12 protein-coding genes and 1 pseudogene are annotated in these 16,306 nt (G+C 64.7%); 5 read left to right on the top strand and 8 right to left on the bottom strand.

Features of this window, described 5'->3' with window-relative positions; all coding sequences use genetic code 11:
- Positions 1-68: 68 nt before the first annotated feature.
- The 4 genes from BLS11_RS16170 to BLS11_RS16155 form a co-directional block, all read right to left on the bottom strand.
- Entirely contained in the window at positions 69-1,025 is a 957-nt protein-coding gene (locus tag BLS11_RS16170; RefSeq protein WP_092538819.1) for a TIGR03557 family F420-dependent LLM class oxidoreductase, read from the bottom strand.
- A 140-nt stretch (positions 1,026-1,165) separates the two neighbouring features.
- Positions 1,166-2,284 carry a pyruvate dehydrogenase (acetyl-transferring) E1 component subunit alpha gene (gene pdhA, locus BLS11_RS16165; protein WP_092538818.1) on the bottom strand — a complete coding sequence of 373 codons (1,119 nt, stop codon included), beginning with the start codon at positions 2,282-2,284 and terminating at the stop codon, positions 1,166-1,168.
- Between the two features lie 55 nt (positions 2,285-2,339).
- Positions 2,340-2,759 carry a VOC family protein gene (locus BLS11_RS16160; protein WP_092538817.1) on the bottom strand — a complete coding sequence of 140 codons (420 nt, stop codon included), beginning with the start codon at positions 2,757-2,759 and terminating at the stop codon, positions 2,340-2,342.
- A 56-nt stretch (positions 2,760-2,815) separates the two neighbouring features.
- A complete protein-coding gene (locus BLS11_RS16155) occupies positions 2,816-3,745 on the bottom strand; it encodes a glycosyltransferase family 2 protein (protein ID WP_175454477.1) in 930 nt (309 codons plus the stop codon).
- Positions 3,746-4,403: 658 nt separating this feature from the next.
- Between BLS11_RS16155 and BLS11_RS16150 the strand changes: the two genes are divergently transcribed.
- The 3 genes from BLS11_RS16150 to BLS11_RS16140 all read left to right on the top strand — a co-directional run bounded on the left by BLS11_RS16150 (position 4,404) and on the right by BLS11_RS16140 (position 7,200).
- Positions 4,404-5,252: a hypothetical protein gene (locus BLS11_RS16150; protein ID WP_092538815.1), complete on the top strand. Its 849-nt coding sequence runs from the start codon at positions 4,404-4,406 to the stop codon at positions 5,250-5,252.
- Positions 5,253-5,427: 175 nt separating this feature from the next.
- Positions 5,428-6,261, top strand: coding sequence for a hypothetical protein (locus BLS11_RS16145; protein ID WP_092538814.1), 834 nt, complete (start codon positions 5,428-5,430; stop codon positions 6,259-6,261).
- Between the two features lie 147 nt (positions 6,262-6,408).
- Positions 6,409-7,200 (top strand): helix-turn-helix transcriptional regulator, encoded by a 792-nt coding sequence (locus BLS11_RS16140; RefSeq protein ID WP_092538813.1) that lies wholly within the window; start codon positions 6,409-6,411, stop codon positions 7,198-7,200.
- A 27-nt stretch (positions 7,201-7,227) separates the two neighbouring features.
- On the opposite strand, the gene BLS11_RS16135 is transcribed toward BLS11_RS16140, so the two are convergent.
- Positions 7,228-8,016, bottom strand: coding sequence for an inositol monophosphatase family protein (locus tag BLS11_RS16135; RefSeq protein ID WP_092538812.1), 789 nt, complete (start codon positions 8,014-8,016; stop codon positions 7,228-7,230).
- 232 nt (positions 8,017-8,248) lie between these two features.
- Positions 8,249-10,273 carry a beta-galactosidase gene (locus BLS11_RS16130; protein ID WP_092538811.1) on the bottom strand — a complete coding sequence of 675 codons (2,025 nt, stop codon included), beginning with the start codon at positions 10,271-10,273 and terminating at the stop codon, positions 8,249-8,251.
- Between the two features lie 447 nt (positions 10,274-10,720).
- On the opposite strand from BLS11_RS16130, the gene xacR reads away from it, so the two are divergent.
- Positions 10,721-11,476 carry an HTH-type transcriptional regulator XacR gene (gene xacR, locus BLS11_RS16125; RefSeq protein WP_092538810.1) on the top strand — a complete coding sequence of 252 codons (756 nt, stop codon included), beginning with the start codon at positions 10,721-10,723 and terminating at the stop codon, positions 11,474-11,476.
- A gap of 177 nt (positions 11,477-11,653) precedes the next feature.
- Here xacR and BLS11_RS16120 read toward each other — a convergent pair whose 3' ends face one another.
- Both BLS11_RS16120 and BLS11_RS19095 read right to left on the bottom strand, forming a co-directional pair.
- Positions 11,654-13,579, bottom strand: coding sequence for a glycoside hydrolase family 127 protein (locus tag BLS11_RS16120; protein WP_092538809.1), 1,926 nt, complete (start codon positions 13,577-13,579; stop codon positions 11,654-11,656).
- Positions 13,580-13,697: 118 nt separating this feature from the next.
- Positions 13,698-13,895 (bottom strand): annotated as a pseudogene (locus BLS11_RS19095) (hypothetical protein); the annotation flags it as partial.
- A gap of 711 nt (positions 13,896-14,606) precedes the next feature.
- On the opposite strand from BLS11_RS19095, the gene BLS11_RS16110 reads away from it, so the two are divergent.
- Positions 14,607-16,175: a family 43 glycosylhydrolase gene (locus tag BLS11_RS16110; protein WP_092538807.1), complete on the top strand. Its 1,569-nt coding sequence runs from the start codon at positions 14,607-14,609 to the stop codon at positions 16,173-16,175.
- The last annotated feature ends 131 nt before the right edge of the window (positions 16,176-16,306 follow it).

Raw genomic sequence — 16,306 nt, 5'->3', positions numbered from 1 at the left:
TCATGTTCTTTCAATTAAAAGGATATAATATATACTATCTGGCAGGTGATGCAGAATGTCACCTCTACTTACGAGAACGACGGGAGGACTTCCTCCTCGTAGAGGTCGAACACCGCCTCTTGGTCGTCGCCGATCTGATGGATGTAGACGTGGTCGTAGCCCGCGTCGAGAGCCTCTTGGATGCTGTCGATGTGCTGTTGGGCGTCGGGGCCGGTCATGATGCTGCCCTCCGCGATGTCCTCCTCGGAGACCATCTGCGTCGCTTGCTCGAAGTGCGTCGGCGTCGGAAGAATCGCGCTCAGTTCGCCCGGCAGTCCCGAGTTGCGCCACTTCTCGTGGGCGGTGGAGATACCTTCCTCTTCGGTCTCGGCGACGCAAGCGTGGAGTTGGCAGAGTCGCGGCCCCTCGCCGCCGTGTTCCTCCCACGTCTCGATTACGTCCTGCGGTCCGACCGACCAGAAGCCGTCGCCGATTTCGGCCGCCGATTTCGCGGCGTGCTCCCCGTACGCCGACACGCAGATGGGCGGTTGCTCGTCGGGGAGCGTGTACAGTCGCGCGTTCTCGACGGTGTAGTGCTTCCCGTGGTGACTGACCCGTTCGCCCGTCCACAGTTTCCGGACGACGTCGACGGCCTCTTCGAGCATCTCCAGTCTGACCTCGTGTTCCGGCCAACGGTCGCCGTAGATGTGTTCGTTGAGGTTCTCCCCCGTCCCGACGCCCGCGAAGAACTGCCGCCCGTCGAACATCGCCGCCGTCGTCGCGGCCATCTGCGCGTACAGCGCCGGGTGATAGCGGAGTATCGGCGGGGTGACGCCGACGCCGACGTCGATGTCGTCGGTCCCCTCCGCGACGCCGCCGAGGGCCGTCCACGCGAACGGCGCGTTCCCTTGGGCGTCTATCCACGGGTGGTAGTGGTCAGAGATGGAGAGGAAGTCGAAGCCGACCTCCTCAGCGCGCTTTGCGTGCTCTACGAGGTCGGTGGGACTGTGCTCCTCGCTCGACAAGGTGTAGCCGATTTCGGTCATGAGAGGTCGAAGCGGTCGGTCTGGTGCCGACCTTTCGAAGCACTCGGCCTGTTATGTCACTAAGTCCACTGCTTGCCTATGGACGGCAGTCCGGCCCTCGATAGAACCGACCGCGCGAACCGAATCGCTGCCCGCCTCGGCTACTCGTCCCGCAGGAACGCCTCGTCGCCGTACCGGTCGCGGAGTTCGCGGAACCGCTCTCGCTGTTCCCGAATCGTCGGCGTCTCGCCCTCGTATGCGTACTCGAACATCTCCTCGGGGTCCGCCTCGTGGGCCTCAAAGCGTTCGACGGCGTCCGCCAACGTCTCCTCTATCTCCTCGTCTATCGCCGCGACGCGTTCGTCGGTGAGGCGGCCCGTCTCGCGCAGGAACGACTCGAAGCGGTCGAGGGGGTCCTTCCGCCGCCACTCCTCGACTTCATCCTCGTCGCGGTACGCCGAGGGGTCGTCCGCCGTCGTGTGCGCGCCGTAGCGGTACTGGACCGCCTCGATGAGCGTCGGGCGCGGACGTTCGCCCGCCTCCGACCGCGCCTTCTCGCGGGCCGCCCGCGTCACGACGTACGTCGCAAGCGGGTCCATCCCGTCGACCTGAATCCCCTCGAACCCGTAGGCGCGCGCCTTCTGCGCGAACGTCCGACTCGCCGTCTGACGCTCCCGGGGCGTGGAGATGGCCCACTGGTTGTTGTTGCAGACGAACAGGGCGGGGACGTCGTACACGCCCGCGAAGTTGAGCGCTTCGTGGAAGTCGCCCTCCGACGTCGCGCCGTCGCCGAAGTGCGCCACCGCCACCCGGTCTTCGTCGCGGAGTTTCGTCGCCATCGCCATCCCGACGACGTGCGGCAGGTGGTCGGCGATGGTGATGTTGAGGGGGAAGACGTCGATGTCGGCGAGTTCGGCGTTGCCGCGTTCGTGTCCCGCCCAGTAGAGGAGGTACTCCCACGGGAATCCGCGCGCGACCACGGCGCCGTGTTCGCGGTACTGGTAGGCGATTACGTCCTCGGGGGCGAGCGCGTAGGTGGAACCGATCTGAGAGCCCTCCTGCCCCGCCAGCGAGGAGTACGTCCCCATCCGCCCCTGCCGTTGGAGGCTTATCATCCGCTCGTCGAACCGGCGACAGAAGCGCATGTCGCGGTACATCGCCACGAACGTCTCGTCGTCCAGTTCGGGCACGAGTTCGGGCGCGACTACGTTCCCCTCGGCGTCCAGCACCCGCACCCGGTCGTCGGGGTCGCGCGAGAAGAGGTCGTCCGTCGATGCCATCTCTCCTCCGTTCGCGGAGGGACGACAAGAAGTGCCCGGTCGGTTCCGACGGCGCTTAGGCTTCGATTATCTCGACGAGGTTCGATTCGGGGTCGCGGAGAAAGCAGATGCGCGACCCGCTTTCGGTCGTCTGCGGTTCGCTCAGCGTCTCCACCCCGTCGGGAAGCGACTCGTAGAACGCGTCGACGTCCTCGACGGCGAAACCGAGGTGCTTCGCGCCGGAGTGGTTAACCTCATCGGTCGGAACGTCCTCCCCGGCGGGGTCGTACTCGACGAGTTCGACTCGGGAACCGTCGGCGTCCAAGTGAGCGAACCGTCCCGTCGCACCGTCCACGCCGACGGCGGTGGCGAAGGCGTCGCCCGAGACGGTGAAGCGGTCGAGGACGTCGAACCCGAGCACGTCGCCGTAGAACTCCACGGAGCGGTCGAGGTCGTCGACGGTGATGCCGGTGTGGTGCGCGCGAAGGTCGGACATACCGAACTCCCCTCGCGCCGCCCGGAAATGTGCTTCGTCTCTCCCGCGAGGGCGGGTCAGTGTCGTCCGGCGCGCGTCGTCCGCACGGACATCGTCGTCAGGACGACGCCGCAGAGACAGAGGAGCGAACTGAGGAGGAGTCCGACGAGAAGCGAGAGCGTCCACGTCGCCTCGGCGGTGACGGTCCACCAGACGCCGACGAACCCGACTACCGCCAGTAGCGCACCGGGCGCGCCGAGGAAGAACCGGGGGTAGCGGATGCCGCCCGTCCGGAGGAGTCGCACCGCGACGGAGAAGCCGTGACGGACGGGGTTCGACGTGTTCGGGTCGGGAACGTCGTAGTTGACGGATATCGGCACTTCGTCGACCGTCAGGCCGCGTTCGCTGGCCGACTCGAGCATCTGAGATTCGACGCCGAATCCGGCGTCGGTCACCGCCACCGTCTCGATTGCGGTTCGGTCGAACGCGCGAAAGCCAGACTGGGAGTCGGTGACGGAGTACCCCGTGTTCGCTTCGGTGATGCCGTCGAGGACTCGCTGGCCGACGCGGCGGTACAGGGCCGTCTCGCCTCGATTCCCGTCGAGGTACCGACTCCCGATGACGATGTTGGCGGGCCCCTCCGCGCACGCCGTGAGCAACGCGTCGGCCTCCTTCGGCCGGTGTTGCCAGTCGCCGTCCAAGAGGACGAGATACTGCCAGTCGTTCTCGCGGGCGTACTCGAAGGCGTTCTCGATGGCCGTCCCCTTCCCCCGGTTGGTGTCGTGTCGGATGACGCGCGCGCCCGCCGCCGCGGCGAGTTCTGCCGTCGCGTCCGTGCTCCCGTCGTCCACCACGAGAACTTCCTCCGCGACGGTCCGCGCCTCCAGTACCACGCTCCCGATGGTCGCCGCCTCGTTGTACGCCGGAATCACTATCAGCGCGTCTGTCCGCCCGGTCTCTTCGGGTACCGTTCGACTCGCCTCGCCCGTCGCGGCCGTTCTGTCCATCCTTTCGAGAGCATTACCGCGGGCGGAATAAGTGCTTTCGTGCGAAATAGAGTGCATAAGACCTATTAACCCTGAAATATTGGAGGGCCTCTCGCGCACAGCCGAGCGCTGTTCGAGATCTCCGAGGCTTCTCCGCCGAAGACGGCCAGTTCTCGCTTCGACCGCGTCCCGCGGCGGCCCGCGCTGGCGACTCGGCGGGACGGACACTCAATCCTGCGTTAAAGTGGAGTTAAGGGACACATTCGTCGCTCGCGGGATTAGTAAGGACGGCCCCGAGGCCCGGTGCCGACTGTTCGTCGTCGAACGCACCTCGGACGGCGACGACCGGGGGTTCGGCCGACTGGTCGCGCAGTTGTAAGCGGCGGCCGACGCTCCCCCGGACCGAGTCCGCGGGCGAGTCGGAATCGGTCGGCCGTCGTAGCCTGCGAACGCGGCGGACGCGATAAATATCACGCGCAGTATATTTCTGGAGGGAGCAGGAGGGAGAATCGCAGGACGGGGCCTCGGTCGGATAGCGAGGCCACGGATCGGTAGGTGTGGGTACGTCTCGACGGTTGTTTTAACTTTCGAATGCCTGCAGGTCGGGACCGTCACTTCGGCCGGACTGGGACTGCCGTACAGCGTTATATGTCCAGAGGCTGTTAGCTATGGCGGACCAATGACACGCGACGACCTTCGGACGGCTGCGGAGGACAGCGCGAACCCGCACGGCGACTCGTCGGGAGTCGTGTTCGACCGGCGGACGGCGATAAAGACGGCCGTCGCCGGACTCGGCGCGGTGACGCTTCCGTGGGGAACCGCCGCGGCGTCGTCGCGGACGGACGCCCAGTCCGACGACCTGCACTCGCTGATGATAACGGCGAACGGGCCGTTGGAGTACGAGTTCACCGTCGACGGGACGATGGAGGCGGACACGGAGCACGGCGACTTCTCCGCCGACGAGGACGACGAACCGCACTACGTCGAGAACAGTCCCAGCGTCTACACGGTGAAAGACGAGACGGGGCCGACGTTGGAGAACGCGGGCGGGACAGCGTTCCACGGCGACCGGTTTCTCGTCGATTACTACGTCCACCTCACCCTCGATGCGCACCCCGACTACGAGGCGAACGTCTACATCGACGAGACGCTCGTAACACCAGAGGAACTGAACCGCATGCAGTTGACGGACCCCAGCCTGCACACGGTGACGATAGCGGCGAACGGCCCCACGTCGTACGAACTGCAGGTCGAACCGGAGATGACGCCCGACCGGAAGGGCGGGAACTTCTCGGCGGACGACGACGACGCGCCGACGGAGAACGACGACGGGACGTTCACCGCCGCGGGCACGACGGGACCGCTTCCGGCGGATGCCGGCGCGACGACCGTGCTCGGGGACCGGTACCTGTTCTCGGGGTCCGTCGAGACGTTGGACCTCCAACTGAGCGACTCGTCCCACGAGACGTACGTCTTCCTCGACGAGAAGCCGGTCGACCCGGAGGTCGTCCGCGAGAACCGATTCTGACCCGGCCGAGACGCGCCCGCGCCGCAGGAGAATATTTTTCCTTTTTCGTCACCGCGAGAGGGAAGTCGCGCGCTCGCACGCCTTCGACGGTGTTCACCCCGCGGTCACCGTGCACGCCGTGCACGACGAACGCCGGGAGCAGTTATCTGTCTCGGCGTTGTCATCAGTAAGTGGTATGACAGACAAAGACAAGCAATCGAGGAGAGCGGACGGTCTCCCCGAGTTGGGGACGAGGGGCGCGGCGTTCGACCGTCGGACGGCGATGAAGGCGGCCGTCGTCGGACTGGGGGCGGCGAGTCTCCCGGTCGGAAGCGTCGCGGCGGGGGGATCTGACGGATCGGACGACGTCCACACGTTGATGGTCACCGCCAACGGGCCGGTGGAGTACGAGTTCACCGTCGACGGGACGTTGGAGGCCGACACGGTGGGGGGCGACTTCTCCGCCGACGAGGACGACGAACCCGGCGACGGGCCGGGTCCGTACAACGCGGCCATCACGGACGTCACGGGGCCGTTACCCGAGGACGCCGGCGGGACGACGTACCTCGGCGACCGATACCGAACGTTCGGGTACATGCAGTTCGACGTGGAAGACTCCGGCTACGACGTGAACGTCTACTACAACGGCGACCCGGTGGCACCCTCCGACGTACCGGAGTGGCAGACCGAGGAGGGAGAGTTGAACCTCTTCACCATCGCGGCCAACGGTCCCACCGAGTACACCATCCAGATGGAGGGTACGTTGAACCCCGACACCGTGGGCGGGAACTTCGCCGCCGACGACGACGACGAACCGGTCGAAAACGACGACGGGACTCTCACCGCCGCCGACGAGACGGGACCGCTCCCCGAGGACGCTGGCGGGCTGACATACCTCGGCGACCGCTACCTCTTCTGCGGATCGGTCGAGGAGTTGAGCCTCGACCCGGGCGATTCCTCGTACAACGTGGAAGTGTACCTCGACGAGCGGATAGTCTCTCCCTCGACCGTCCGGAACAACAGCTTCTGATCCGCTCTCGGCCTTCCGCATCTTTCGGTCGGCGTTCGGGTCCGGTCGGGGTCCGTCGGACTGGAATACGGCTTCGGACGCGGGGTATCGCTCCGTTTTCCGACAGCTACTCACACTTATGGCACTCATCGACATACCGTCGCTAGTGTGAGTGACACCGAGGCGGACGCCGCGGTGGAGCGCATCGCGCTTCTGGCGCGTTCGACGGCGCGGGCGACGCTACTCGTGGAGTTGATGCGTCGTCGGGAGCTCCGCAGGCGCGAACTCGCGGAGTGCGTCGACGTCTCTCGGACGACGCTCCAGCGAAATCTCGACACGCTCGCCGCCGCGGGGTGGGTCCGGCGGTCGGGACGGACGTACAGAATTACGACGGCCGGCGACGCCGTGGCGCGGTCGTTCGAGGAGTTTCGCGAGGTGGTCGAAATCACGGAGCGACTGTCCCCGTTTCTGCGGTTCGTCCCCCGAGAGGAGTTCGGCGCGGACGTTCGGTGCCTCGCGGACGCGGACCTCCTCTGCGCGGACCCGCCGGACCCGTACGCGGTGCGCAACCGCCACGTCCGCGCGCTGAAGGAGATGGACGAGTGCCGGATGGCGGTGCCGTTCACCGGCCTTCACGCACAGGAGACGCTCCGCGACCGAATCGTCGGCCACGGGGCGCGGGCGGAACTCGTGGTCGAACCCGAGGTGGCGGAGACGCTCCGGACGAAATCGCGGTACGCGTCGCTGTACGACGAGATGGCGGCGACCGGAAGATACCGGGTGTACGTCCACGAGGGACCGGTTCGCTACGGCGTCGCGCTCATCGACGACACGGCGCAGTTCGTCGCCCACGAGGAGTACGAACCGCGCGCTCTCGTGGAGACGGACGACGACGACGCCGTCTCGTGGGCCGCGGCGGCGTTCGCCGAGTACAAGCGCGAGGCGACACCCCTCACCTGAACGCTGGCGAACCGCCGGTACCGTCTCTCACTCGGAGGCCGCGTTCACCGCGTCGAGGAGAGCGTCGTGGGCGTGGCCGTTCGAGGCGACGATACCGCGGGCGTGGGGCCGCCACGGGTCGCCGTCGAGGTCCGTGACGGTGCCGCCCGCCTGCGTGACGTGATATGCGCCGGCGACGGTGTCCCACGCGTTCGGGTCCTCGTCGAAGGCGACGGCGGCGTCGAGAGCGCCGGAGGCGACCATCGAGAGCGTCAACTGCGCCGAGCCGAGTCGCCGCACCTCGCCGAACCGTTCGGTGAGTATCTTCGAGAGCGACCCGACGGTGTCGGCGTTCTCGGCCGTCCACCGAAGCGTCGGGGCGACGACGAACGTCTCGGGGTCCGTCGCGTCGGTCACCGAGACGGGTCGTCCGTCGCACCGCGTGCCGTTCTCCGTCGCCCGGTACGTCTCCCCGCGCGCCGGGGCGACGTTGACCGCACTCAGGGGCGTCCCGTCCTCGACGACGGCGACGCTGGTCACCCAGTCGTGCATCCCGCGGGTGTAGTTCTGCGTCCCGTCGATGGGGTCGATTATCCACGCGTACCCCTCCTCGGGGACGGTCTTTCGCTCGTCTTCCTCCTCGCCGACGACGGCGTCGTCCGGGAACTGGTCGCGGATGACCGACACGACCCGACGCTGCGTCGCCCGGTCGATGTCCGTGACGACGTCCGTCTTGCTCGACTTTCGCTCGACGGTCAGGTCGGACCGGAAGTGCCGGTTCGCGTACTCGGCTCCCTCGTAGGCCGCATCCACGGAGAGCGTCTCTCTCGTCGTCATACCGAGAGGCTCGCAGCCGGTCGTAAAGTAACCCCGGACTCGGGACTCCGTACCACCGGGACGCGCGGCGACTGACCGCCGAGGGGCGTGCTGTGCGCTACCGTGTCCCGAAAGCGTCGGTGCGGTTCGCGCACGCTCGAACCGAGTGGGAATTCACAAAAGAAGTTACACAATCGCCGGGGCGGAGTCGGTCCACCACTCCGGTAGCGAAAACCGCCGACGGGAAGGTTCGTCACCCTTCCTCAATGAGGTCTATCTCGTGCGGCGGTGCGTCAACGATGGCGAGATCGCGGCCACGAATCGTCGTCCCGCCGAGCGTCGGGGTTCGGTTTCCGGGGTCAATCTCGAGAGGCTCCGCTCGGAAGTTCAGGACCCACGTGTAGCCGTCGCGTTCGGCGAGTCGAACGAACTCGGGGAGGCGTTCGCCGAACGGAACGTCGGCCCGTTCGAGGAGAGTCGTCGTAATCGCGTCGGCGAGTTCCGCTTCCGGCCAAACGCCGGCGTACGCGGCGTGTCCGTTACCGTAGTCGTTCCTGACGATAGCCGGTTCGCCTTCGGCGACACCGGTCTCGTGTCGGCCGACGACGGTCGCTTCGTCCGCGGTGAGCCACTCCGCCCACGTCCTGTACTCGTAGGTCTCACCGTCGTACCTGACCCGTTTCTCCAGGCCGGGTGCGAGACTCTCGTGTTGCCCGACGCGCGCGCCCAGAGGCTCCGCTAGCGGACCGGGTGCGAGTTCGTCTCGGAGTTTGTGGTACTCGTCCTTCATCGCGGTTCGGATCGTCAAAAGCAGTTCGCCGCCGTCGGAAACGTACTCGGCCAACCGCTCGGAGAGTTCCTGATCGACGAGGTGCAGCGACGGTGCGACGACCGCCGCGTACTCGCTCACGTCCCTGCTCGCCGGCACGAGGTCCACGGTCACGCCCCGGGAGCGAAACGCTCGGTAGTACGCTCGAAGGTGCGCGAAGTAGTGGAATTCGGGCGTGTGGGGTTCGGTTTCGAGCGCCCAGAGGCTATCGTAATCTACGAGCATCGCCACGTCCCCGGACGGCGCATCGAGATTCGGGAGTTCCGCGAAGTCCTCGGCGGCTTCCGTCGCCTCCGCGAGGCCCCGGTCCGGTGAACCGTCGTAGTTGTTCAGTCCGCCCCAGTACTGCTCCTGTCCGAAGCGGCATCGTCGCCAGCGAAAGTACGAGACGACGTCACAGCCGTGAGCGACCGCTTGGTGGGACCAGAGTCGGACCATCCCGTCGGCGGGTTCCGCCGAATACGGATACGCACGGATGTCGCCGGACTGGCTCTCCATCACCCAGAATGGCCCGTCGCTCGCGCCGCGGTAGAGTGCGTGGTTCATACCGATCATATCCGGGTCCCCGACCCGCTGGAACGTGGCTCCCTCCTCCGAGGCGGGGTCCGGCGCATCCGGTATCTGCTGGCTGAAGAGCGTCGGATAGCAGTCCCAGGCCGCGAAGCTCAGATCCTCGCTCACGGAGAAGGCGTCGATGTCGGGGAAGTTGCCCATGAAGTTGTGAGTGACGAACCACTCGGAGTTCGCCTCCCGCAGAATCCCCGTGTGAAGCCGATTGTACTCCGCGACACTGTCGGACGCAAACCGCTTGTACTCCAACAGGCGAGACGGGTGGTGTTGGTCCTGCGCGGGCGTCGGACCCGGGAGGTCGACCTCGGCGAACGACCCGTACTCTTGGCTCCAGAACGCGTTCCCCCACGCCTCGTTGAGGGCGTCGACGGAGTCGTACTTCTCCCGGAGCCACGTCCTGAACGCCGAAGCGCAATCGTCACAGTAGCAACGCGTCGTATCGTGACAGCCGAACTCGTTGTCTGTCTGCCAACCGGCGACGTACTCGTCGTCCGCGAAGCGAGCCGCCATCTTCTCTATGATCCGACGACTCTCCCTCCGGTACACCGGCGAGTTAAAGCAGTAGTGCCGACGGCTACCGAACTCGCGGGGCGTACCATCCCGCCCTTCTTGGCGGATACTCGGGTACTCGTCGAGAAGCCACTTCGGCGGCGTCGCCGTGGGCGTACAGAGTACCGCTTTCATCCCGGAGTCGCCGACGAGGTTTACGGCCTCCTCTAACCACTCGAACTCGTACACCCCCGGTTCGGGCTCCATCCGGTTCCAGGAGAACTCGGCCATGCGGACGTACTCGATCCCCGATTCCGCCATCCGCTCGATATCAGCTTCCCACTGCTCGCGGTCCCAGTGCTCGGGAAAGTAACAGACTCCCGTGTTCATCGAACTCCCAAAGCCGGGCGAGGGTAGTAAATCCCTCACATATTTTGAGGAGGAAGACGGCCGGACGAGGGCAGTAACTGCGACGAACCACGGCACCGCCCGACCCGTTCGCACCGAAGCGCCGCGCCGCGAAGCGACCACACGGATCCGAGCGTTCGACCGATTCCTGTGAGAGGCATCGAAGTACAAAAACATATATCCAGAAAGCGGCACTATCGCCTGCGTTGGCTTCGAGTTGTCTCCGGCGAGAGAGATATCCGACGACTCCACCGCGACAAGTGAAGACGCCCCCGCCACTCCCTCTCGTCCGAGGAGGGATAGCAGGGCGTCGCACACCGCGTCGGGTCACAGGTGGTTCCCTCACGGCGAACAGTCCACCGGTACGCCCAGCGTCCGTTTTGTAGAACAGAAAAGTTAATGAGAATGGAGTGATATTATTGATTAATCATGGACGCCAAGCACCCGGTGAAGACCACCGAGAAGACCCTCGCCCTCATAAACGAGTTGGCCGAACGTGGTCCCTGCGGTGTGACCGAGTTGGCGGACAGCCTCGACATGGGGAAGAGCGCGGTGCACAGTCACCTCTCGACGCTCCGGAAGCACCAGTACGTGTTGAAGGACGACGACGACTACCGACTCGGGTTGAAGTTCCTCGAACTCGGCGGCAACATCCGGAAATCGATGGAGTTCTACCAAGTCGCGGAACCGGAGGTGAAGTCCATCGCCGCCAAGACGGGCGAACTCGCCAATCTGCTGGTCGAAGAGCAGGGGATGGGCGTCTACCTGATGCGCTCGAAGGGCGATCAAGCCGTGGACTTAGACACCTACGCCGGACTGCGCACTCACCTCCACACCACGGCGCTGGGAAAGGCCATCCTCGCGCACCTGCCGGAGTCCCGCGTCGAGGAGATAATCGAGCAACACGGCCTCGAACGGAAGACGCCGCGGAGCATCGGCACTCGCGAGGAACTGTACGACGCGATCGACGACATCCGCGAACGCGGCTACGCCATCGACGACGGGGAGCGTCTCGAAGGGTTGCGCTGCGTCGCTGCGCCCGTCAAAACCTCCTCCGACAAGGTGTTGGGCGCGATAAGCGTCTCCGCCCCCGCGAGTCGCGTCAGCGACGACCATCTCCACGGCGAGTTCTCCGAACAGGTTCTCAGCGCGGCGAACGTCGTCGAACTCAACATCAACTACTGAGTATCCGTTCTCGATTTCGAAACCGCACCCTCATTGCCGACGGGGTTCCGGTCTGCACGTACTCTGACAGTAGTACTAGAGCATCCCGACCTCGCTCGTCGAGCGGGAGAGATAGACGGCGCGTCTCTCACGAAGATGTGCCGGCGCATCGTCCTCACTCTGACCTCGCCGAGATCGCTACTCGACGCGGGTCCACACCTGCATCTCGCCGGGTTCTCGGTTGTCCCACAGATAGTAGGGGACCATCGTGAGCTGTGCGGACTCGGTGTCCGTCTCGTCGTCGCGGCGGTACAGCGTCCCTTCCCATCCGTCCAACGCCGGCACCTTCGCATCGGCTTCGAGGATGGTCACTCCATCGAGCAGGTCGTTGCGGTGCTCCGCGTCGATAGCGCCGTCTGAAGCGAGTGCGTATTGATGGAGTGGTCGATCGTTGTCGACTGCTTCGGCGCAGTAGACGAGCGGGCCCCGTTCGACGGCGACTCGGCCCGCATCGCTCTCGACCGCGGGATGAGCACGGACTAGTTCGGTTTCCCGTTCGAAGCGGATCTCGATCCGGTCGCCGCCCCACTCACCGTCGAGTTCGACGTACTCCTCGCCGCTCTGGTCGACTTCCTCTCCGTCGATCAAGACGGACGCGTCGGTCGTCCACTCGGGGATCCGAAGGCGGACCGGGACCGGCCCGTCAGCGTCGACAGTGAGTGTGACCTCACCGGACCAAGGCAGCGAGCTCGACTGGGTGAGTTCGACCTCGGTCCCGTCGACGGTCGTCGTCACTGTGCTGCCGACGTACTGGTTGACAGTGAGCGACCCGTCGACGTTCGAGTAGACGTACTGTCCGAGCGACGCGAACAGGCGCGCGGCGTTCGGCGGACAACAGGCGCAGGTGAACCACCCCTTGCGATGGTGGTCACCCGAACTCTCCAGGGGGTTCTCGTAGAAGAACCGCGTACCGTCCAGCGAGACGCCGGCGAGGAACCCGTTGTACAGTGTCCGCTCGATCACGTCCGCGTACTTCGCCTCGCCCGTGAGTTCGAGCAGTCGCTGGTTCCAAAAGATGCTCCCGATGGCCGCACACGTCTCGGCGTAGGCATCCTCGTTCCTGAGGTCGTAGTCCTCGGTGAAGCCCTCGTGCTCGCGTTCGGGGCCGATGCCCCCGGTCACGTACATCCGCTTCGTCGTCATATTCTCCCAGAGGCGTTTCATCGCCTCGAACAACTCCTCATCGTCCGTCTCCGCCACGAGGTCAGTGACCCCCGCGAAGAGATACATCGCTCGCACCGAGTGTCCCTCGACTGTCTCCTGTTCCCGGACAGGAGCGTGGGCCTGCGCGTACGTGCCGACGTACTCGCCGTCCTCGTCGAGGAACAGACTTCCCCCGCCCGCAGCAGGAATGAGTGCGCCGTCGTCCCACGAGTGGCCACCGATTTCGTCGGAGTGTTCGAGTTCCCATTCGAGACGGTCGTCGTGGCCTCGGAGGTCGACGAAGTACTGTGCAAGGTCGAGATAGCGCTCGTCGTCCGTAACCCGATAGAGCCTGACGAGTGCGAGCTCGATCCCTTCGTGTCCGGGAACGCCGTCGATCCGGTCACCGAAGACGTCGTCCACGTGGTCAGCGAAGTTGATGGCCACGTCGAGCAGTGACTCCTCGCCGGTGGCCTCGTAGTGAGCGACTGCGGCCTCGATCAGATGACCGGCACAGTACAGCTCGTGCATGATGTTGAGGTTCGTCCACTTCATCTCCGGCTCGACGAGCTGGAAGTACGTGTTGATGTAGCCGGTGTCCTCCTGTGCAGCGGCAACTAGCTCGATCACTTCGTCGACCCGCTCTCGAAGAGCAGGATCGTCGGTCTTCGCGAGCTCGTAACTCGCCGCTTCGAGCCACTTGTAGGCGTCGCTATCCTGGAACCACATCCCCTGGAAGCCGCCTTCTTTCCCGTCGCGGGCGCGGCGGAAGTTCTCCAGCGTCCCCGATTCTTCGAGCTGTTCGTACTGATATTCGATCGTCACGTCGCGGTTCCGGGTCACCCAGGGAGACCAGAACCCGTCATCGATTTCGACGTCCGATAGCTTGATCTCGTCTGTTGTCTGCTCGTGTTCGCTCATTCTGTTTCAGTGAGCTGTCGTTGATTCGATAGATCGATCCGGTGTCGCCGGCCGAGCGGTGCGGTTCGCGCCAGTGCGAACGGTATTGTCGGCCACCTCTTATTAATGGTACAGGGGGCTATCTGAGCTGTTTGACCTGTTGTTCGGAGTGGAGTGGCGGGTTGTACACGGCGTCTTCGGTTTCGTCGAACAGGTGGATCCGGTCCGGGTCGATAGCGACGCCGATCGTATCGCCGTGGTCGAAGTGGCGGGATCCCGGTACTTGCGCGAGCAACTCCTCATCGCCCTCGCCGAGAGTGAGGTGAACGATGTCGAACGAGCCGACCTGTTCGAAGACACCTCCCGGAGTCGCGCGTCGAGGAGGTAATCAAGCGACACGGCCTCGAACGGAAGCGACCCCGGAGCATCGGTTCGCGAGGGGAACTGTACGACGCGATCGACGGCCTCCACGGCGAGTTCTCCGAACAGGTTCTCGGTGCGACGAGCGTCGTCGCACTCATCATCAACCACGAAGAATCCGTTCTCTATTTCGAAACTACCCCTCGTCCGGACCGTCTGTCGGACCACTGACTCGTCCGCCTCAAAGGCCGTTACGAACCTACGTCCGTAACGAACGCCGTTCCTACTGCCCGAGTTCGTTCTGTACTAGAGAACAGAGGGAACACCGACTGATCCAAAGTCCCCACACTTCGGACGCTCCAATCGCGGTCGGTTCAAGACGCGGTCGGCGACGAGAGAAGGCGTTTTCGGGACGACGTTCTCCTCACTGGCGACGGACGCGAGGGGTGCCTCGGGGAGGTATCTGATTTCGAACATCAATTCTGGGAAGATGACTGGCGTGTTGGCCTCTTGACGGCCGACAGCACCGCCATCATCGGCCGACTGGACCGGCAACCTACCATCCGGAAGTGGACACCGTCGCGGGCGTGACGGTTGTAAATTCGCTCTGCTCTCCTTTCTGTCGAAGCTTCGAGACCATTTCTATCTCAAAAAACATTATGTATTTGGCGTGACGGTAATGGGACGCATGACAGACAGTCATGGCAAGCGACGGTTCGATAGGCGCAGCGTTCTGAAAGTTATCGGCACCGGTATCGCAGGCACGGCCGCGGCCGGGCGCGCCAGCGAGACGGTTTCGGCGACGACGGACGGATCGACGCACTATCACAACGAACTGTACGGGCCGCACTTCCCGGATCCGACCATCCATCGCGACGACAGCGGTACGTGGTGGGCGTACGGGACGAACATGGACCGGAGCGACGGGAGCAACGACTCCGAGGAGCTTCTGATACCGATACTCCGGTCGGACAACCTCCACGAGTGGACGTACGTCGGGGAGGCGTTCGATTCGCGACCGGGGTGGACGTACGGGTCCATCTGGGCGCCGGACATCCACTATTACGACGGCGAGTGGGTCATGTTCTACTCGCTGTCGCCGCGGCCGTGGGAGAGCGGCGAGTTCGGCATCGGCCTCGCCAAGTCGGACACGCCCGACGGTCCGTTCACGGACTACGGACAGATACTCGGCGACAACGATCACGAGGGCGGAGGTAGCATCGACGGCTACTTCGTCGAACACGACGGCACGCCGTACCTGTTCTGGGGGAGTTTTCAGGGCATCTACGTGACGGAACTCACCGCCGACCTGCAGGACTGGAAGCCGTCGACGCTCCAGCAGGTTGCCGGCCAAGCGTACGAGGGGACCTGCGTCTTCCGGCGGAACGGGTACTGGTATCTGTTCGTCGCGACCGGGACGTGCTGCGACGGGTACAGCAGCACCTACGAAGTAGAGGTCGGGCGGTCACAGAGTCTCTTCGGCCCCTACACCGACCCCTCCGGGACCGACATGCTGAACTACGACGCGAACAACGCCGGCGTCGCACAACTCACGGCCAACAGTCGCTTCGCCGCGCCGGGTCACGGCGACATCGCGACCGACGATAACGGCCGGGACTGGTTCGTCTACCACGCCTACGACCGCAACGATCAGGAGTACGTCGACGACGTCCCCGCGCGGCAGTTCTTCCTCGACAGGGTCGAGTGGACCGAGGACGACTGGCCTCTCATCGCCGGCGACAAGACGCCGAGCCTCCAGTCGGTGGAGCCGAACGCGAACGACACCGGCGTCCTCGACGACGGCATCTACCGAATCGCGAACGAAAACAGCGGGAAACTGCTGGAGGTCGCCGACGCGGGGACGGCCGACGGAGACAACGTCCGGCAGTGGTCGAACAGCGGATGCGCCTGCCAGCGCTGGTGGGTCGAGTACGTCGGCGGCGGCGAGTACCGCATCGTCAACCAGAACAGCAACCGCGCGCTCGACGTGACGGACGGGTCGACGGCGAACGGCGCGAGCCTCCAGCAGTGGGGGTGGTGGACGGGTCCCTCGCAGAAGTGGGAGATTGTGGAGAACGGCGACGGCACGTACAGACTCCGGAACGTCAACTCGGGAAAGGTGGCGGACGTGCTGAACGCCTCGACGGAGGACGGCGCCGACGTCGTCCAGTACGACTGGACCGGCGACGCCAACCAGCGGTGGTCGTTCGACTTCGTGAAGACCGTCCAGCCCGCGGACGACGGCCGGCCGTGGTGAGGGCGCAGCGTCGCCGGGCCGCCCGCCGAGTCACGGAGAGAAGTGCCGATGGGCACGGCCGCTCTCCCCATTAATTACACCTTCTTATTTGAATAAACAATTACTTCTTTCGGTGGGTTTAATATCTCTCA

Source organism: Halopelagius longus (assembly GCF_900100875.1).
GTDB lineage: Archaea > Halobacteriota > Halobacteria > Halobacteriales > Haloferacaceae > Halopelagius > Halopelagius longus.
The sequence above is the reverse complement of the archived record's forward strand: the minus strand, read 5'-3'. Positions and strand labels throughout refer to the sequence as shown.